At 68.0% G+C, this 18,303-nt stretch carries 21 protein-coding genes; 17 read left to right on the top strand and 4 right to left on the bottom strand.

The window, feature by feature from the left end:
- Positions 1-40 precede the first annotated feature (40 nt).
- From HYZ11_00855 to HYZ11_00805, 11 genes are all read left to right on the top strand, one after another.
- Complete coding sequence (locus HYZ11_00855; protein MBI3126136.1) at positions 41-304, top strand: hypothetical protein; 264 nt, start codon at positions 41-43, stop codon at positions 302-304.
- Between the two features lie 98 nt (positions 305-402).
- Positions 403-894 carry a heavy metal-responsive transcriptional regulator gene (locus HYZ11_00850; GenBank protein ID MBI3126135.1) on the top strand — a complete coding sequence of 164 codons (492 nt, stop codon included), beginning with the start codon at positions 403-405 and terminating at the stop codon, positions 892-894.
- Entirely contained in the window at positions 894-3,191 is a 2,298-nt protein-coding gene (locus HYZ11_00845; GenBank protein MBI3126134.1) for a cation-translocating P-type ATPase, read from the top strand. The genes HYZ11_00850 and HYZ11_00845 overlap by 1 nt, the downstream gene beginning before the upstream one ends.
- 18 nt (positions 3,192-3,209) lie before the next feature.
- Complete coding sequence (locus HYZ11_00840; protein ID MBI3126133.1) at positions 3,210-3,368, top strand: hypothetical protein; 159 nt, start codon at positions 3,210-3,212, stop codon at positions 3,366-3,368.
- Positions 3,369-3,457: 89 nt separating this feature from the next.
- Positions 3,458-3,721, top strand: a complete 264-nt coding sequence (locus tag HYZ11_00835; GenBank protein ID MBI3126132.1) for a heavy-metal-associated domain-containing protein — start codon at positions 3,458-3,460, stop codon at positions 3,719-3,721.
- Positions 3,718-4,638, top strand: a complete 921-nt coding sequence (locus tag HYZ11_00830) for a transporter (protein ID MBI3126131.1) — start codon at positions 3,718-3,720, stop codon at positions 4,636-4,638. The genes HYZ11_00835 and HYZ11_00830 overlap by 4 nt, the downstream gene beginning before the upstream one ends.
- Before the next feature lie 17 nt (positions 4,639-4,655).
- Complete coding sequence (locus HYZ11_00825; GenBank protein ID MBI3126130.1) at positions 4,656-5,636, top strand: 6-bladed beta-propeller; 981 nt, start codon at positions 4,656-4,658, stop codon at positions 5,634-5,636.
- A 122-nt stretch (positions 5,637-5,758) separates the two neighbouring features.
- A complete protein-coding gene (locus HYZ11_00820; protein MBI3126129.1) occupies positions 5,759-6,454 on the top strand; it encodes an adenylate/guanylate cyclase domain-containing protein in 696 nt (231 codons plus the stop codon).
- A gap of 89 nt (positions 6,455-6,543) precedes the next feature.
- Positions 6,544-7,200 carry a hypothetical protein gene (locus HYZ11_00815; protein MBI3126128.1) on the top strand — a complete coding sequence of 219 codons (657 nt, stop codon included), beginning with the start codon at positions 6,544-6,546 and terminating at the stop codon, positions 7,198-7,200.
- A gap of 43 nt (positions 7,201-7,243) precedes the next feature.
- Positions 7,244-7,798, top strand: coding sequence for a hypothetical protein (locus HYZ11_00810; GenBank protein MBI3126127.1), 555 nt, complete (start codon positions 7,244-7,246; stop codon positions 7,796-7,798).
- A 357-nt stretch (positions 7,799-8,155) separates the two neighbouring features.
- Complete coding sequence (locus tag HYZ11_00805; protein MBI3126126.1) at positions 8,156-8,512, top strand: DUF3105 domain-containing protein; 357 nt, start codon at positions 8,156-8,158, stop codon at positions 8,510-8,512.
- Positions 8,513-8,655: 143 nt separating this feature from the next.
- Here HYZ11_00805 and HYZ11_00800 read toward each other — a convergent pair whose 3' ends face one another.
- Entirely contained in the window at positions 8,656-9,783 is a 1,128-nt protein-coding gene (locus HYZ11_00800; protein ID MBI3126125.1) for a M48 family metalloprotease, read from the bottom strand.
- Between the two features lie 196 nt (positions 9,784-9,979).
- Here HYZ11_00800 and HYZ11_00795 point away from each other — a divergent pair, with 196 nt between their 5' ends.
- The 3 genes from HYZ11_00795 to HYZ11_00785 are packed head-to-tail and all read left to right on the top strand — an operon-like array spanning position 9,980 to position 13,808.
- Positions 9,980-11,971, top strand: coding sequence for a GAF domain-containing protein (locus tag HYZ11_00795; GenBank protein MBI3126124.1), 1,992 nt, complete (start codon positions 9,980-9,982; stop codon positions 11,969-11,971).
- A gap of 14 nt (positions 11,972-11,985) precedes the next feature.
- Positions 11,986-13,023 (top strand): aminotransferase class I/II-fold pyridoxal phosphate-dependent enzyme, encoded by a 1,038-nt coding sequence (locus HYZ11_00790; protein ID MBI3126123.1) that lies wholly within the window; start codon positions 11,986-11,988, stop codon positions 13,021-13,023.
- A complete protein-coding gene (locus HYZ11_00785) occupies positions 13,020-13,808 on the top strand; it encodes an MBL fold metallo-hydrolase (protein ID MBI3126122.1) in 789 nt (262 codons plus the stop codon). The genes HYZ11_00790 and HYZ11_00785 overlap by 4 nt, the downstream gene beginning before the upstream one ends.
- Before the next feature lie 47 nt (positions 13,809-13,855).
- Here HYZ11_00785 and HYZ11_00780 read toward each other — a convergent pair whose 3' ends face one another.
- Positions 13,856-14,701, bottom strand: a complete 846-nt coding sequence (locus tag HYZ11_00780; protein ID MBI3126121.1) for a hypothetical protein — start codon at positions 14,699-14,701, stop codon at positions 13,856-13,858.
- 169 nt (positions 14,702-14,870) lie between these two features.
- On the opposite strand from HYZ11_00780, the gene HYZ11_00775 reads away from it, so the two are divergent.
- Genes HYZ11_00775 through HYZ11_00765 form a run of 3 tightly spaced genes read left to right on the top strand, consistent with a single transcriptional unit; the run spans position 14,871 to position 16,754 of the window.
- Entirely contained in the window at positions 14,871-15,659 is a 789-nt protein-coding gene (locus HYZ11_00775) for an ABC transporter permease (GenBank protein ID MBI3126120.1), read from the top strand.
- Positions 15,660-15,672: 13 nt separating this feature from the next.
- On the top strand, positions 15,673-16,113 hold the full coding sequence (mlaD, locus tag HYZ11_00770; protein ID MBI3126119.1) for an outer membrane lipid asymmetry maintenance protein MlaD: 441 nt from the start codon (positions 15,673-15,675) through the stop codon (positions 16,111-16,113).
- A gap of 44 nt (positions 16,114-16,157) precedes the next feature.
- Positions 16,158-16,754, top strand: a complete 597-nt coding sequence (locus tag HYZ11_00765) for an ABC transporter substrate-binding protein (GenBank protein ID MBI3126118.1) — start codon at positions 16,158-16,160, stop codon at positions 16,752-16,754.
- Here the strand turns inward: HYZ11_00765 and HYZ11_00760 are convergent.
- Complete coding sequence (locus HYZ11_00760; GenBank protein ID MBI3126117.1) at positions 16,660-17,097, bottom strand: hypothetical protein; 438 nt, start codon at positions 17,095-17,097, stop codon at positions 16,660-16,662. The genes HYZ11_00765 and HYZ11_00760 overlap by 95 nt on opposite strands.
- A gap of 17 nt (positions 17,098-17,114) precedes the next feature.
- A complete protein-coding gene (locus tag HYZ11_00755) occupies positions 17,115-18,296 on the bottom strand; it encodes an MFS transporter (protein ID MBI3126116.1) in 1,182 nt (393 codons plus the stop codon).
- Between the last annotated feature and the right edge of the window lie 7 nt (positions 18,297-18,303).

Raw genomic sequence — 18,303 nt, 5'->3', positions numbered from 1 at the left:
GGCCGATAAAGGCACAGGAGAGTTCCCCCACGAGGGCGGCATGAGCGAACCCATCGGCATCGTTGGATTCGAGAAGGCAGCGCCCCCGGCGGTCCCGCCCGCCCGGGAGGTGGGCGATTTCGGCTTCTCGGCCTTCCTGGACGCGGCCGCCGCCGAGGCCGCGGAGCCCCAGCCCCGGCCCCTCTCTCCGGCCGTGACCGCCTACAATTCCCTCAACCTGCTGAACGGGAAGTTCCCCCCCCCGGACAGCGGGGCCGGCTTCCTCTTCACCCAGATCGCGATGAAAAACGAAGCGGCCGCCTGATCTTTTCCTCACCGTCGACTCCGCGAAAATTCCCCCTTGACCTTCCAGTTCACTGGAAGGTGTATGTTGTTGGGTGACTTTTCCGCGGGGGAGACGCCATGCAGATCGGAGAACTCGCTAAGACGGCCGAGGTCCCGGCCAAGACCATCCGCTACTACGAGGACATCGGCCTCCTGCCCCGGCCCGCGCGGACCGAGGGAGGATTCCGCCGGTACGACCCCGAAGTGGTGGACCTCCTCCGCTTCATCCGCAAGGCCCAGGCGCTCGGCCTCACCCTCGCGGAGATCCGGGAGCTGACCGAGATCCGCAAAGCGGGGAATCTCCCCTGTATGCACCTGCGTTCCCTCCTCGAGGCCAAGGTGGCCGAGCTGGAACGGCGGATTCTGGAGCTAAGGAAATTGCGCGGCGAGATGCGCGAGACGCTCGAGGCATGGGATGAGCATCTGAAGAAGGGCGAGGGTGCGGTCGTCTGCCCCCACATCGAGGGCCGCCCGGACGAGGCGGCGATCGCTTTCCGAACGAGGGGGAAAGCCAAGAGGCGCCCTGGAGCCGTGGCTTCTCTTCTCTCCCGCGCCAAGAGGGACGGCTGATGCCGATGCAGAAGCTCCACGTCCGGGTGGGGGGGATGCACTGCTCCTTCTGCACCGAAACCATCCGCAAGGGACTGGGGCGGATGGATGGGGTGGGGGAGGTGAGCGTGAGCCTTGCCCATGAGGAGGCGCTCATCCACTACGACCCGCAGAGGCGGAGCCCGGCGGAGCTCCTGGACGCCCTGCGCGACCTGGGGTTCACCACCGCCGACCCCCGGAAAGCGCGCACCTTTGAAGAGGAGGCGGCCGAACTCCACCACGAAAAGGACCGCCTCATCCTGGCCGGGGCGCTCGCCTGGGCCGCCTTCCTCGGGATGGCCCTCATGTGGCTGGACAAGCCTCATCCCTGGACCGAGTGGACCATGATGGGCTTGGCCCTCCTCACCGTCTTCGGCCCGGGGCGCTATATCCTGCGGATGGCGGCCGGCTCCCTCCGGCGGGGCATCCTGAACCAGCACGTCCTCATGGAGTTCGCCGCCTTCGCGGGCCTGGCGGGGGGCTTCCTGGGCCTCTACTACCCCGCCTTCCCCTCGCCCGATTTCTTCGGGGTCGCGGTCTTCGTGACGGCCTACCACGTTCTGAGCGGCTACACCTCCCTCCTCGTGCGGACCCGGGCCTCCCAGGCGGTGCGCAAGCTCCTGAGCCTCCAGCCCGCGACGGCCCGGGTGGTGCGCGAGGGGCGGGAGGAGGAGATACCCGTCGAGGAGCTCTCTCCCGGGGAGCTGGTCCGCCTCCGTCCCGGCGAGCATGTGCCGGTGGATGGGGTGGTGGCCGAGGGACATTCCACCGTGGACGAGAGCCTCGTGACGGGCGAGCCCATCCCGAAGGAGAAAGGCCCGGGCGAGGAGGTAATCGGGGGCTCCCTCAACCATCACGGCACCCTCCTGGTCCGGGTGAGCCGGGTCGGGGAGGAGAGCTTCCTCCGCCGGGTGGCCCGGAGCATCGAGGAGGCGCGGGCCCTCAAGCCGGGCATCCTCCTCCTGGTCGAGCGGGTGCTTCTCTACTTCGTCCCGGGCGTTCTCGCTTTCAGCGCGGGCGCCTTCATCTTCTGGACGGCGGGCGCCTGGCTCCTCTGGGGCGCGCCCGACGCGGCCCGGGCGGGCTTCGCCGCCCTGGCCGTCCTCGTCATGGGTTATCCCTGCGCCCTGGGGATGGCCACCCCGCTCGCCCTGATCAACGCGGGCGGACAGGCGGCGCGCCGGGGCATCCTGCTCCGGAGCGGCGAGGCCATCCAGGCCTACAAGGACGTCTCGGCGTTCGTCTTCGACAAGACCGGCACCCTGACCGAGGGGAAGCCCTCCGTGGCGCAGATCGTGCCCCTCGGCGGCCGGAGCCCGCAGGAAATCCTCCGGATGGCCGCCAGCCTGGAGAGCGCCTCCGAGCATCCCCTCGCCGGGGCCATCGTCGCCCGCGCCGAGGAGGAGGGGCTCAAGCTTCTTCCCTCGGAGGGCTTCCAGGCCGTCCCGGGACGGGGGGTGCGAGGCATTGTGGCAGGAAAGCGGGTCCGCGTCGGCACCCTGCGGTTCCTGGCGGACGAAGGTGTGGATGTCGGCGAGGCCCGGCGGATCGGGGAGGAGTTCGAGGAGAAGGGTTTTACCGTGTCTGGTTTCGCCGAAGGAGACGAGGTCGCGGGGCTGATCGGCCTCTCCGATCGGATCAAGGAAGATGCCAAAGAGACGGTGGAGCGCCTCCGGGGCATGGGCCTCGAAACCATCATGATCACGGGGGACAACCGGCGGACCGCCGAGCGGGCCGCCCGGGAGCTCGGGATCGGCGAGGTGTTGGCCCAGGTGCTGCCTCAGGAAAAGTCCGAGCGCGTGCGCCAGCTCCAGGCCCAGGGGAAGCGCGTGGCCTTCGTGGGAGACGGCATCAACGACGCCCCCGCCCTCATGCAGGCCGACGTGGGGCTCGCCATCGGGGCGGGCACCGACATCGCCGTCGAGTCGGCGGACATCGTCCTCGTGGGGGAGCGGATGTGGACGGTCTACGAGTCGTTCCTCATCGCCAGGCGGAGCTACCGCAAGACGCTCCAGAACATCGGCTTGGCCTTCGCCTTTAACGGCGTGGGCGTCCCTCTCGCGGCGGCGGGCCTGGTGGAGCCCGTCTGGGCCATGATCGCGATGGCGGCGAGCGTGGGGGCCGTGCTCTTGAACTCCTTCGGCGGGCGCATCGCTCCCCGGGGCCGGGAAGAAGCGGGAGAGAGAGGCGGCGGGACGGCCATCGCCCCGGCGGCGGAAAGAACCCTCGTTCCCGGCGGGGGGCGCACCCTCGCCTTCACCGTCAAGAGCATGCACTGACACGGCTGCCTCGCGGCCATCGAGCGGGCGCTCGATACGGTTCCCGGAGTCGAGAAGACGGGGGGCGACCCCCGGACCAAGCGCCTCGAGGTGCGCGTGCGCGAGGGAGCCGCGGGAGAAACCGAAGAAGAGGTGGTCAGGCTCATGAAGCAGATCGGCTACCCGGTGGAAAGGTAGGCGATGCGGGGAAGCCCATATCCTCCCGCATCAACAGGAGAAATACCGTGCGAAATGCCGGTTTAAACGCGTTGTTCTTGTCGGCTTTACTGGTCTTGACCCCTGCGATTGCCGCGGCTGCGCCCACGGTCTATGAGGTGCGCGTCGACGGCCTGGCGTGCCCCTTCTGCGCCTACGGGATCGAAAAGAGCCTCTCCGCCGTCGAGGGCGTCAAGAAGGTCGAGGTCGACATCGCGAGCGGCCTGGTGACCGTCACCACGGCCGATGGGGCGAGCATCGGAGAGCCCGCCATCCGCCAGGCGGTCAAGGACGCGGGTTTTGCGGTAAGAAGCATCAAGACCTCCAACCCATGAACCGCCGCGCGCGTTTTGCCCACGCCTTCCTCCCCTGCGGCGCACTCGCCCTAGGGGTTTTGGCCTGGGTGGGCGCCGCGCACGCGGCGCCGATCACCTTCAACACCGCGCTGCCAATCGCAAAGGATCAATTCCTCTTCCGCGAGCTGGCCGTGTTCAGCCGATCGACCGACGATCCGGACCCCGCCGAGCGGGAGATGGACCACTGGGCCGCGGTTTCCGTCCTCGCCTACGGGGTGAATGCGGATTTGGCGCTCTTCGGGGTGATCCCCTACGTCGAGAACCGCCTCGAACTCGCCTCCGGCGGCGTTCGCCGCACGCGGAGCGCGAGGGGGATCGGAGACGCCGAGTTCTTCGCGCGCTACACCATGTTCCAGAAGAACTGGCCGGGCGGCAACTTCCGGATCGCGCCCTTCGCGGGGCTCAAGGTCCCGACCGGCGATGACGGCGAGACCGATCGCCTCGGCCGGCTGCCGCCCAGCGTCCAGGCCGGGTCGGGATCGCTGGACCCCTTTGGCGGGATCGTCTTCACCTACCAGACGCTGGATTTTCAGATTGACGGACAAGCCGCCTACCGCGCCAAGACGGAAGCCAACGATTTCGAGTTCGGCGATGTGGCCCGCTTCGACACCTCGTTCCAGTACCGGCTGTGGCCGCGCGTGTTGGGCAGCGGCGTCCCGGGCTTCCTGTATGGGGTCCTGGAGGCCAGCCTGGTCCACCAGCAGAAGAATGAGGCCAACGGGATGAAGGACCGGAATTCGGGCGGGACGCAGCTGTTCTTGACCCCCGGCCTGCAGTACGTGACGAGGCGTTGGGTGGTCGAGGGGGGCGTGCAACTCCCCGTGGTCCAGGACCTCAACGGAACGGCGCTGGAGAACGACTTCACCGTCCTCGTGAGCTTCCGGATCAACTTCTGAGCGGAAAGGATTGAACCATGAAGCTCCGGCTCGTCCTGAAAATCCTGGGCGGCGCGGCGGCCGCCCTGATCGGGTTGGTCGCCGCCGGCTGGTTCGTCTGGGTGCCCTCGCCCAAGGAGCCGGGATACGAGTTCGTCATCGCATGGGGCGGCCGCGGAACCGGCCCCGGCCAGTTCCATGATCCTACCGGCGTCGCGGTCGCCGGGGGTGAAGTGTTCGTGAGCGACGCGCGGAACGCCCGTATCCAGGTCTTCGACCTGGGCGGGAAGTTCAAGCGCCAGTTCGGCGAGAAGGGGAGCGGGCCGGGCCGGCTCGGCCGCCCCATGAACTTGACCGTATCGCGGAGCGATCTTTACGTCGCGGACTACTGGAACGACCGCGTCGAGGTCTTCGCCCTGGACGGGACGCACCGGAGGAGCATCGGCCGCAAAGGGAAGGGCCCCGGAGAGTTCGGCGCGCCGGGGGGGGTGGCCGTCTCGGCCGACGGGGACCTCTTCGTCGCCGACTTCTACAACCAGCGGGTCCAGCACTTGCGGGCGGACGGAAGCTTCGTGCGGCAGTGGGGGAAAACGGGCGAGACAGGTCATGCGGCCGGCAAATTCTACTATCCGACCGATGTGAAGCTCGACCGAACGGGCAATGTCTACATGGCCGACGGCTATGGGAATCGGATTCAAGTGTTCGATGCTGACGGCAAATTCCTGCGCAAATGGGGCGGGCCGCTCGCGCGCGGCATCTACGGCCCGTTCCATGGCTGGTTTACGACGGTGACATCCATCGTTTTCGACGAGCACGGAAATCTGCTCGCCGCCGACTTCTACAACAACCGCGTCCAGAAGTTCGCGCCCGACGGGACCTTCCTCGCCGCCTTCGGGAAAAAAGGCGATGGGCCCGGCCAGTTCCAGCACGCGATCGCCGTCGCCGCCGCCGATGACGGCGCCGTCTTCGCCGCCGACTTCGCGAACAACCGCGTCCAGAAGTGGCGGCCCCGGAAGTGACCTCGTTTACGAGGGAACTTGGAATGCGCCCGAAAGACAACAACGAGGCGGGATTTCGAAATCCGATGGACTTTGAACCCTTTGGTGCCGGTGGCGGAATTCCGGACGCAGCGGCCGGGAAAATGACGCGGATCGAGGCCGAGAACCAATGGCTGCGGCGCTTCGTCCCCTCCGCCGTTCGCGAGGCCATCGAGAAAGATCCGTTCACCCCGCCGCTGTGCCGGCTTTGCCGGCAGATGCGGGATCTCACCGTGCTCTTCGTCGACATCGCCGGGTGCACGCGCCTGTGCGAGGAGCTCCCGGCCGAGCGGGTGCAGGACCTCATCGAGGAGTACTTCTCCTCTTTCATCGACGAGGTGCACGAGCTCGGAGGGACGATCAACGAGACGGCCGGGGACGGCTTGATGGTTCTCTTCCCCGGGGAAGGGCCGGAAGGACACGCCCGCGCCGCCGTCCGCGCCGCGTCTCTCATCCATTCCCGCACGATGGAATTCGAGGTGTGCCATGAGAGCGAGTGCCGGGACTTGGCCGTGCACATCGGGGTCAACTCCGGACCCGCGAACCTGGGCGTGATGGAATACCGGGGGCGGCGGGAGGTCCGCGCCACCTATACGGCGATCGGGCCGGTGACCAACCTCGCCGCCCGCCTCACCGGCCTCGCGCCCGCCAGGAAGACCTACGCATCCGAGGAAACCTGGCGCCGTCTCAACGGGGCTTTCAAGGGCTGCTATGCCGGAAGTTTTGAGTTGAAGAACATCGGCCGGCCCGTGAAGGTCTACGATGTCACGGCCGACTTGGTTCCGGGTCCAGGTTCGTGAGAGCACCAAAGGTGGCGGCTGGGATGCACCCGGTATGCCATTTCGGACAAGGTGGAGCTTCTGTGATCTCGCCGTGGAGGGAGTAGGACGTGGAAGAGCTGTTCCGCTTCGGGGCCATTCCCTTGGCCTTCGGCCTCCTCGGCTTCGTCGAGCCCTGCTCGATGGGGGCGAATTTCGTGTTCCTGGCCTACCTGAGGGGCCGGCCCCTAGCGGAGCAACTCGGCCAGGCCGCGGCCTTCGTCCTGAGCCGGGCGCTTTTTCTCGGGCTCCTGGGCGCCGGGGTGGCTTGGCTGGGCCGCTCCTTCGCGGCGGGGGTTTATCTGTACAGCGCGGGGCTGGGGGCGCTGTACGTCCTGCTGGGGATTCTGGCCTTGAGTGTCCATTTCGGGGGATTCACCTTGCCGGTGGGCGACTTGGCTTGGCTTCAAAGGAAATCAGGCTTGGCGCTGCCGATGGGGGCCGTCTTCGGCCTGAGCGCCCCGATCTGCGCCACCCCCTTGTTCCTGGCCCTCCTGGGGCAGGCGGGCCTGGCCGGCGTGGGGAAGGGGTTCATCTCGATGTCCCTCTTCGGAGTCGCTCTCTCCGCCCCATTTCTCGTTATCGCGGCCTCCCGGCGTGCCTCCGATTGGCTCATCCGCCTGGGGCGCCACTCGGCCCGGGCACCCTTGTGGGCGGGGGTGTTCCTGGTGCTGGTGGGCGCCTGGAGCATCTGGATCGGCTGGCGTGGCCTTCCGCCGCGGGGCTGACGCCAGGAGAGAGAAGATTCATTCATCCCAGAGGAGGCAAGACGTGAGCCGCCTTCCCCTTTTCGCACTGATGGCCGCTGTGGCGCTCACGGGCTACGCCGTCGGCTTCTATGTCCAGCCCGCGTCCGCCCCGACCGGGAGCATGAAGGCCCCCGCGGGCGCCCCCGTCGTCCCGCCGGTGACGGGCTACAGCGAGGGCCGGGAAATTCTTTTCATCCACACCGAAGCCTCGGATCCCAAGATCGCCAAGCTCCTGACGGACATGATGGGCTCGCCCGTCCTGCACGTCCCCTCCCTCGCCCGAGTGCCCGGGGAGAACCTGGCCCGCGTGTACGTCTATAAGAACGGCTTGAAGCCCGAGGGCCCCCGCGGCCCCCTGGGCTTCCAGCCCGACGTGTTCGAGAACCCGCCCGGGCAGGCTGGATACCGGCCGCTCCGGAAGGTGGCCCTGGTAGCCTGGAAGGACGAGAAAGCGGCCCGCCTCCAGAAATCGGCCGCCGAGGTGAAGGAAGCGATGAGAAAGGGGGAAATCACGGTCGAGGATTCGGGGATCGTGGTGAACATGCCGTTCCTGACCTGGCCGGGCGGGAAACGGTGAGGAATCGATAGGCACTTTCGCCTGTTCTTAATGTCGTTGTGCAGCAGGCGCGGAGGAAAACGTCTTTTGTGTCATTGAGAGATATGGAGATATGAGGTGCCACGCTCAAAGGGCAGGAAGAATAAAAACCCTGTCCCAAAAGGGCGAGGGAGGGCCCGCCTTTGGGGCCTCACCCGCTGGAAGATCATCCTCTCCGCGATCTTCTGCATTGGCATAGCGCTCCTGTGGTGGTCATGGTGGGACTGGGACGAAGGGGAGACGACTTTCCAGCGGCAGGCTGCGCAGGGCCAAGGGGCTTTGAGCAAGATCGAGTCCCTCGCCAGCGAGGGAAACGAGCATGTCTCGCAAGGCTCACCGATGTTTTACCGGACGGATCCGCCCACCTCAGGGTCGCACTATCCGGTCGCCACATCCCCCGGTTTCTACGAGAGCCCGCAGCTCCCCGGAAACTTGGTCCATGCGCTGGAGCATGGAAGTATCGTCATCTATTACGACGACCCCGGCCGGGAGGCGATGCAAAGGCTGAGGGAGTGGGCGAGCCATTACGCCGACCCGTGGGCGGGTTTGGTCGTCACGCCGAAGCCGGGCCTGGGACGGGTGGTCATCCTGACGGCGTGGACGAAGAAACTCCAACTGGCTGAATTCGACTCGAAAGCGGCGGCCGCGTTCATCGATCGGTTCCGGGGCCGGGGCCCGGAGAGGCCGGTCCGGTAAAGGTCAATTAGTGAGAGACGAAGAAGGCTGCCTCCAGAAGCCGGTCACCGAAGTGAAGGAGGCGCTAAAAAGGGGGAAATCACGGTCGAGGATTCGGGGATCGTGGTGAACATGCCGTTTCTGACCTGGCCGGGCGGGCGGCGCTAGGCGCTCCCGCCCCTCCGGGCGCGGCGGATACGCTCTCCCAGCGGCGGGTGGGAATGGAACAGCGCCACCACCCAGCGGGGCGGACAGGGGTCCGCCAGGTTCTTGAGGCAGAGCTTCTCCAGGGCGGAGGCCATCCCCTCGCCCGACCCCGTATGGCGGACGGCGAAGGCGTCGCACCAGTACTCCAGCCGGCGCGCGTGGGCGAGCGTCGCGGGCGCGAGGAGCATCCCCCACAGCCCGAGCAGCAGCCAGGCGGCGGCGATCGCGGCGGGCTCCCCGGGCGGGACGGGGGGGATGCCCGCCCAGGCGTGCCACCCCGGATGCTCCAGGACCTTCTGGACGAGGAACAGCCCCGCCGCCAGGGCCGCCGCCCGCGCCAGGAGCAGCCGCGGGATATGCCGCCCCACGTGGTGGGCGATCTCGTGGGCGAGCACGGCCTCGATCTCCTCCGGAGAGGAATCGAGCAGGGTGTCCGAGAGCACCACCCGGCGGGAGGGCCCCCAGCCCACCAGGGCGGCGTTGGCGGCCCGGCTCTTGCGGCTCAGGTCCATCTCCCACACCCCGCCCCGCACCCGGGCCCCCGTCCGGGCGAGGAGGCCCTCCAGGCGCTCCCGGAGGCCGGGGTCCTCCAGCGGCTTGAAGCGGAAGAACAGGGGGGCCAGCACGACCGGCCCGATGAGGGTGAGGGCCCCTCCCAGGAGAATCCCCAGCCCGGCGGCGAGCCACCACCAGTCCTGCGGGCGGGCCGCCATGACGGCCACGAAGGCCCCGGCCGCCGGGCCCCCGATGGCCAGGAGGAGCAGCATCCCTTTGGCCCGGTCGAGGAGCCACCCGCCCAGCGTCTCGGTCGAGAGGCCCTCGCGGCGGGGCAGCCGGTAGCCGGCCAGGTAGTCCAGCGGGAAAGAGACCGCCTCGCGCAGGAGCGCCAGGAGCGCGAAATAGACCATCCCCGAGATGAAAGCCGGGGCATGCGGCATCGGCCAGCCCCCCCGCGGCGCAAGGGAGAGGACGGCCAGGACGGCTCCGGCTTCCACGGCGGAGGCGGCCAGCCCCAGCCCCAGCCGCTGCATCTGGTAGCGCCGCGCCCGGACACGGTGCCCGGGCGGGAAGGGTCCCTCGGCCATCCTTCCTCCTCTTCTTCCCCCGGCCCGACCTAGCTTTCCGGCGCCCGAGAACCGATTTGGCAACCGCGAAGGCGGGGGGTATAAATAAAGGGATAATCCGTGGCTTATTCGGGAAAACGGCCGCCTCTTCCGCTTCCCGAGCTAGGTCCGCCTCCGGCGGGCGCAGTCCCACGCAGGGGCAGAAGGGAGAAAGCGGATGAACCTCTCCGCTGATCTTCCCCAGCTCGCGAAGGTGGTGTACCACTCCCCCGCCCTTCCGCTCCAGGAGTGGCGGGGGCAGCTCGAGGGCCAGGGCTTCGTGCTCCACGAGGTTCCCTCGCTGGAGGCGATCGAGCCGGCCCAGGACGCGCTCAACGTCATCCTCCTCGATGACCGCTTGGCGGGCGAGAACGGGCTCCCCGGGCTGGAGCGTTTCTCCGCCGAGACGACCCCGGCCTCGATCATCCGCGTCATCCCGTCCGGCCTGGCGGGGATGCCCTCGGGAGAGCTTCCGCCCCACGTCTCGGGCGTGCTCCAGTGCCCCGTCCAGGAGACGGCCCTCATGCTCGCCTTGCGGGGGGCCTTCTGGCACGCGGCCCTCCAGCGCTCGGCCCATATCGAGCGCCACCACCGGGGCCTCCTCACCCGGAACTTGGACAAGCTGACCCAGATCGGAATCGCCCTCTCGGCGGAGCAGAACCACTACCGCCTCCTCGACATGATCCTCACCCACAGCCGGGAGCTCACCAACGCCGACGCGGGGAGCCTCTATCTGGTGGAGGAAACCAGCGACGGGAAGAGGAACCTCCGTTTCGTGCACACCCAGAACGATTCGAAGCGCATCCCCTTCAAGCAGTTCATCATGCCCGCCACCAAGACGAGCATCTCCGGCTACGTCGCCGTGACGGGTGGGACGCTCAACATCCCGGACGTGTACGACCTGCCGCCTGGGGTCGAATACTCGGTCAACAAGTCCTTCGACCAAAGCGTGGGCTACCGGAGCAAGTCCATGCTCGTGGTGCCGATGCGCGACCATAACAACGAGATCACGGGCGTCCTGCAGCTGATCAACGCCAAGCCCTCGGCCGACATCCTGATCCCGACGCCCGAGGCGGCCGAGCGGCACGTCGTGCCCTTCGACCACGCGGTCGAGCACCTGGTCTCCTCCCTGGCCAGCCAGGCCGCCGTGGCCCTGGAGAACAGCATGCTGATCGAGAGCCTCGAGCGGACCTTCGAGGGGCTGGTCAAGGCCTCGGTCCACGCGATCGAGCAGCGGGACCCGATCACGTCCGGCCACTCCGAGCGCGTCACGGAGCTCACCTGCGCGCTCGCCCACGCCGTGAGCGAGACGACCGAGGGCCGCTACGCCGAGACGCTCTTCACCGAGGAGCAGATGAAGGAGCTTCGCTACGCGGGCTTCCTGCACGACTTCGGCAAGATCGGCGTCCGCGAGCACGTGCTCCAGAAGGCGAACAAGCTCTACCCGATGGAGATGGAGGTAGTGAAGAACCGCTTCGCCGTCATCAAGCGGACCATCCAGGCCGAGTACCAGGAACGGATGCTCGAGCTCGCCCTCGCCGGAAAGCGGGATGAGGTGGAGAAACAGCGCGGGGAGATGAACGCCAGGCTGGCCGAGGTGGACCACTACCTGAGCCTGATCGTCCGCTCCGACGTCCCCACCATGATGCCGGACGGGGACTTCGACGGCCTGATGAAGCTCGGGGAGATCACCTATCGTGACTTCGACGGGACGGAGAAGCCCTACCTCACCCCCAACGAGCTCAAGTGCCTCGCTCTCCGCCGGGGGAACCTGACGGAGGAGGAGCGCAAGGAGATCGAGTCCCACGTCGTCCACAGCTACGACTTCCTCGTCCAGATCCCGTGGACCCGGGCGCTCCGGGGCGTGCCCGAGATCGCCCACGGCCACCACGAGAAGCTGAACGGGACCGGATATCCCCGGCACCTGAAGGAAGAGGAGATCGTCCTTCAGGCCAAGATCATGTGCGTATGCGACATCTTCGACGCCCTCACCGCCACGGATCGCCCCTACAAGAAGGCCGCTCCCCTGGAGAAGGCCATCCAGATCCTCAAGTTCGAGGTGAAGGACCAGCATCTAGATCCGGAGCTGGTGGACATCTTCGTCAAGAAGAAGGTCTACCGGGCGGTGGAGCAGTTCAGGGAAGCCGAATACGCCGAACCCGCTTCCTGAGAGGCCCTTCCGCCGTGCCACGCCGATTCATTGACTTGAGAAGCGACACCGTCACCCGCCCCACGCCCCCGATGCGCGAGGCCATGATGCGCGCCGAGGTGGGCGACGACCTCTTCGGCGAGGACCCCACCGTCAACTCCCTCCAGGAGCGCGCGGCGGGCATCTTCGGCAAGGAGGCCGCCCTCTTCGTCCCCTCCGGCACCCAGGCCAACCAGATCGCCATCAAGGCCTACTCCCAGCCCGGGGACGAGATCGTCGCCGACGCCAAGTGCCATCCCTTCCGCAGCGAGGCCGGGGCTCCCTCCCTCATCTCGGGAATCCAGTTCGCGTTCGTGCCGGCCGACCGGGGAGTCTATGCCCGCCGCGACGCCGAAGCGGTCCTCCGGCCCGAGATGGGCCTGGGGCCGCACACCGCCCTCATCTGGATCGAGAACACCCACAACGCCGGCGGCGGGCAAGTCTTTCCCCTGGAGCGGATGAAGGAGCTGCGCGCGCTCTCCCTCGGGCGCGGGGTCCCCCTCCACATGGACGGGGCGCGCATCTTCAACGCCGTGGCGGCCTCCGGCATCCCGCCCCTGGAGTGGGGCGGCCAGTGCGACTCCCTCTCCTTCTGCCTCTCGAAGGGGCTGGGCTGCCCCGTTGGCTCGGTGCTCATCGGGGGCCGGGCCTTCATCCAGAAGGCGCGGCGCATCCGCAAGATCCTGGGCGGGGGCTGGCGGCAGGCGGGCATCCTGGCGGCGGCGGGTCTCTACGCGCTCGACCACCACGCCGGGCGTCTGTCGGAGGACCACGCGAACGCCCAGCGCTTCGCCGAGCTCACCGCGGGAATCCCCGGGGTGCGGCACGCCTTCCCCACGACCCCCACCAACATCGTCTTCCTCGACGTCTCCGAGTCGGGGAGGACGGCCGATGAGGTGAACGCCCGCCTGATGGAGCGCGGGGCCGCGCTCTCGACCTTCGGCCCGGCCCACATGCGCGCCGTCACCCACTTGGACGTGAGCCGGAAGGACGTGGAGGATGCGGCCAAGGCGCTGGCCGAGGCCGTTGCATGAGCGCGGGAGCGCGCGTCATCGTCCTGGGGTGCGGCACCTCCACCGGGGTCCCGGCCATCGGCTGCACCGATCCCGTCTGCCTCTCGGACGACCCGCGCAACAAGCGGCTGCGGCCGAGCATCTTCATCGAGGGGGATGGGACGGGCCTTCTCGTGGACACGGGCCCGGACCTCCGCGAGCAGGCCCTGCGCCACGGGCTCCGCCGGGTGGACGCCGTCGTCTATACCCACCACCACGCCGACCACACCCACGGGATCGACGACCTGCGCGTCTTCAACTTCCTGATGAAGCGCACCATCCCCTGCTACGCCTACCCCGACACGGCCGCCGTCCTGCGGCGCAACTTCAGCTACATCTTCGGCGAAACTCCCGACTACCAGGGCTTCAAGCCCCAGCTCACCCTCCACGAGGTGGCGGGGCGCCCGTTCGAGGCGGGGGGGTTCCGGGTGCGGCCCATCGAGCTCGAGCACGGCGGCATCCGGGTGATGGGCCTCCGCATCGGCGACTTCGCCTACGCCACCGACTGCAACGCCATCCCCAAGGCGTCGATGCGGGCGCTGGAGGGGGTGCGGGTGCTCATCCTCGACGCCCTGCGGCACCGGGAGCACCCCTCCCACTTCACCGTGGAGCAGGCCCTCGGAGTCGTGCGCGAGCTGCGGCCCGAGCGGACCTACTTCACCCACACCAATTACGAACTGGAATACCACGAGACGAACGCGAAGCTGCCCCCCGGCGTCGAGATGGCCTACGACGGGCTCACCTTCGAGATCCAGGCCGGGGACTAGGCGGCCCGGCAATCATGCCGCGTCTTCTGGCGCGCAATGCCTGCCGGCTAATTCCCGCCCGGCGGCAGGGGAAGGGCCCGGCCCGCCTCCCCCGCCGCACCCTCCCCGCCCTCGCCCGGCAGCGGAGGGGCGAGGTCGAGGTAAAGGTTGTAGCCGGCGAAGAAGTAGGACACCGACGTCACCATGATCCCCGCCTGCAGGATGAGCTGCCCGAAACCCGTCCCGCCGAAGAGGCCGTGCACGAGCTGCCAGAGGACGAACCACGCCCCGAGGTAGGCGAGCACGAGAAGGACGACCGGCTTCTCCGCGCCCGCGGACGCCGCGGCCGACCGCCGGAACGCGGCCCGGAAGCCGTCCCGGTGCAGGAGCGCGGCGAAGGCGCAGAAATAGTACCGGATGGCGGGCGGGAGGACCGCGAAGGCGGTGATCGAGATTGAAGCCGGGAAGATGAGCGGCCCGTCCCCCAGGAGGAAGCTCAGCGCCCCCGCCGAAACCCACAGGGTCAGCACCGCCAGGCCCTGGAGGCCGAAGGCATAGGCCAGGTCCACCCGCGCCACCTGCCACAGGCGGCTGGAGGCCTCGCTCAGGTCCCAGGCGTCTCCCCCGCCCCGGCGCTGCGCGTCGAGGCGGAGGATCAGCAGGATGAAGATGAACGCCTGCATCAGGCGGAGCAGGAGCTGGGCCAGCAGCATGCGCGGGACGAGGACAAGCGCGTCCCCCGCCCCGGGCCGCAGAATCGACTGCAGGGAGGGCTGAAGCAGGAGGGCCAGGAACGCGAGCGGGAGATACAGCAACAGCACCACGGCGGTGATCTGGGAGAATTCGTCCCAGTGGATTCGGACCCCTAGTTCCAGATAGCGGGACACGGGGGCCGGGGCGCGGCCGGTCTGCATCGAAACCCCTTCGGGAAGGGAAAAGAGGCGCCGTTGCCATCGGGCGTCGAAGAAAGATACACTAGAGATTGTATTTTTTCAGCCGCCGAGGTCCATGTATCCCAAAAGCGCATGGCACGAGCGGGCGCCGGGCCAGGAATCATCGTTCGCCGGGGGGAATCCGGAAAAAATGGAACCGGATCCCGTCGCACTGCAAGGCGTGAGGCTTCTCGGACGGCGCGCCCTGGATACCACCGCCGAAGCCGGCCGGATGGGGATCTTTCTGGGAGCCTCCCTCGGATGGCTTCTCCTCCCCCCCTACCGGTTCCGGCTCCTGCTCCGGCAGATGCGGTCCATCGGGGCCGGTTCGGTTTCCATCGTCGTGCTCACCGGCCTGTTCACCGGAATGGTGCTCGCGCTCCAGGCCTTCTACACCCTGCAGAAGTTCGGCTCCGAGAGCCTGCTGGGGCCGGCCGTCGCGCTGAGCCTCATCCGGGAGCTGGGGCCGGTCCTCACCGCCCTCGTGGTGGCGGGCCGGGCGGGGTCGGCCATGACCGCCGAGATCGGGATCATGGTCATCACGGAACAGGTGGACGCCCTCAAGAGCATGGCCGTGAATCCCATCCAGCGGCTCTCCTCTCCCCGCCTGCTGGCCGGGGTTCTGACGTTCCCGCTGCTCGCCTCGATGTTCAACGTGGTGGGCATCTTTGGGGGCTACTTCGTCGGGGTGAAGCTCCTCGGCCTGAGCAGCGGGGTCTATTTCGGGGAGATGCAGGCGAAGGTCGAGATGGCGGACATCACGGGAGGGCTGGAGAAGTCGCTCGCGTTCGGCCTCCTGGTGACGTGGATCTGCTGCTACGAGGGGTACACCTGCGGGCACGGCGCCGAGGGAGTGGGCCGCGCGACGACGTCGGCCGTCGTCCTCTCCTCGGTGCTCATCCTCGTGACCGACTATTTCCTGACCTCGATGGTCTTTTGAGGGGGACAAAGCCTTGTCAGAGCGGCGGATCGAGCTGATCGTGGGGACGTTCGTGCTCGCGGGGCTGGCCGCCCTCGGGTATCTCTCGATCCAGCTGGGCGGGGTGAACCTAGTCCCGTCCGGCTACGAGGTGACCGCCCGCTTCGCCAGCGTCACCGGCCTGAGGGAGGGCTCCACCGTCGAGATCGCCGGGGTTCAGGTGGGCCAGGTGGCCGCCATCGGCCTGGAGGACAGCGAGGCGGTGATCACCCTCCGCCTGAAGCCGAGCGTGAAGCTCGCCGAGGACACCATCGCTTCGATCCGCACCAAAGGGATACTGGGCGACAAGTACGTCAGCCTCAGCCCGGGGGGCGGGGAGAAGGTCATCCCGTCCGGAGGCCGCATCCGGGAGACGGAACCGCCCGTCGACATCGAGAAGATCATCGGGCAGTTCATCTATGGGAAGGTCAAGTAGCCGGGCACGGGCGCCCGGGCCGCTTTCAAGGGGGAACCGATACCATGATCGGCCGCAGATTCAGGATTGTTCTCGCGCCGCTGCTCGCGGCCCTCTTCGTCTTTTCGGCCGCGGCCTGGGCGGGCGAGCCCACCGACCAGCTCAAGGTCCGGGTGGAGCAGGTGATCGCCGTCCTCCGGGATTCGGCGCTCAAGGAGAAAAAGGAGGAGCGCCGGACGAAGATCCGATCGATCATCATGAAGGCGTTCGATTTCGAGGCCATGGCCCGGAGCGCCCTCGGCGCCCATTGGAACAAGCTCAAGCCGGAGCAGCGGAAGGAATTTGTCGATCTCTTCAGCAACCTGGTCGAGCGGACCTACATCGGGAAGATCGAGCTCTACACCGACGAAACCGTCCGCTACACCGGCGAGCGGGTGGACAAGAGCTATGCCACCGTGGACACCATCGTGTCCTCGAAGAAACAGGAAGTCCCCATTCGCTACAGCCTGCACAAGAAGGACGCCGGCTGGCAGGTCTACGACGTGACGATCGAGGGCAACCGGCTGGTCAGGAACTACCGCGATCAGTTCCAGTCCATCCTCCGGCGCTCTTCCTACGAAGAGCTCGTGAAAAGCCTCCGGGCCAAGCAACACGAGGGCTAGCCGGGTCTCCCGGCGCGGGGGTGCGGCCGGGGACCTCCGGCAGGGGGAACTTCCGCGCCACCTCGGCGTGATCCCGAAGGCCCATCGCCTCGCGCTGGACGATGAGGAAGTAGCGGTAGCGCTCCGCGTGGTCGAGCGCTGCCTGCAGGTCCCGCTCCAGGGCGGCCCGGCGCTCCCCCGCCCCGGCGGGGCACGCCCCGAGCGCCTGGAAGGCCCGCCAGGCCTCCTCCCGGCGCCGCGCGAACTCCCGCCCGATCCGGCCGAGCGTGTTCGCCATCTCCTCGGCGATGTCCCGCTCCACCTTGAGCTGGAGAAAACCCTCCGGCGTGCGGCCCTCTTGCATCGGATTCTCCTCGGCGGCTACTTGAACCGGGGGAGGCCGAAGGAGAGGATCGTCCCGATCCCGCCCACGGTGGCGCAGTAGACGGGCAGCGCCGCGGCCAGCCCGAAGGCGTCCGACAGCGCCCCCACCGCCACCATGCTCCCGCTCGCCACGAACCACATGGCGCCCAGCATGAAGCTGCTCACGAGCGCCGCGTGCGCCGGGGCGATCTCCTGGGCGTAGGTGACGGACACCCCCATCGAGCCGTAGAAGGCCGCGCCCGCACCCATGAAGGCCAGCGTCCGCAGCGGATCGGGCAGGAAGAACGCCAGGACGATCAGGGGCGTCCCCAGCATGATCGAGGCGATGGTCACGAAGCGCCTCCCCATCCGGTCGGAAAGGTGGCCGCCGAAGATCCCGCCGGCGGTGGCGGCCAGGAGATGCAGGGTGACGGTCCGCCCGCCCTGGGCGACCGTCCCGCCCGTCGAGACGATGAACAAGGGGACGAAGGCGTTCACCGTCATCGTCACGGAGGTGCGGCAGAGGCTCACAATCCAGAGGCGGGCCAGCGGGCGGAACACCAGCCGCAGCGACTTGAACGTCTCGGCGAGGCTCGGGTGGGCGAGGCTCGCGCTCCCCCGGAAGGGCGGCGAGAAGAAGAGGAGAAAGAGACCGAAGACGAGGCCAGGAACCGCGCCGTAGATGACCCCCTCGGGGCCGTACCGGGTGACCAGAAAGGTGGCGGTCGCCGCCCCCGCGGCTGTCCCCAGCCGGCCGCCCGAGATGTAGAGAGAGACGCCCAGGCCGCGGCGCCTCCCGGCGGACTCGCTGGCCAGCACCGAGGCCACGGGATGGAAGCAGGCCGACCCCACCCCTCCGATCAGGAGGAGGCCGAAGAGCGCCCAGAAGTTCGGCATGAAGAACATGAGGGCCAGCAGCGCCCCCAGCAGGGGCCCCAGCGCCATGAGCCAGCCCTTGCGGAGCCGGTCGGCGAAATAGCCGAAGAGGAGCTGGCCCATATCGGCCGTGATGCCGTGGGCCGAGGACAGCAGGCCCACCATGCTGAGCGAGAGCTGCAGCTTCTGGGCCAGCAGCGGCATGAGGGGCGACAGGAACCCGTGATACGCGTCGTTCGCCATGTGGGCGAAGACGAGGAGCGAGATGTTCCGCCGGTGGGCGCGCGCGGGCGCGGCCGGGCCGGCCTCGAGAACCGTTGCCAAGAGTATC

The organism is Candidatus Tectomicrobia bacterium, assembly GCA_016192135.1.
Lineage (GTDB): Bacteria > UBA8248 > UBA8248 > UBA8248 > UBA8248 > 2-12-FULL-69-37.
The sequence above is the reverse complement of the archived record's forward strand: the minus strand, read 5'-3'. Positions and strand labels throughout refer to the sequence as shown.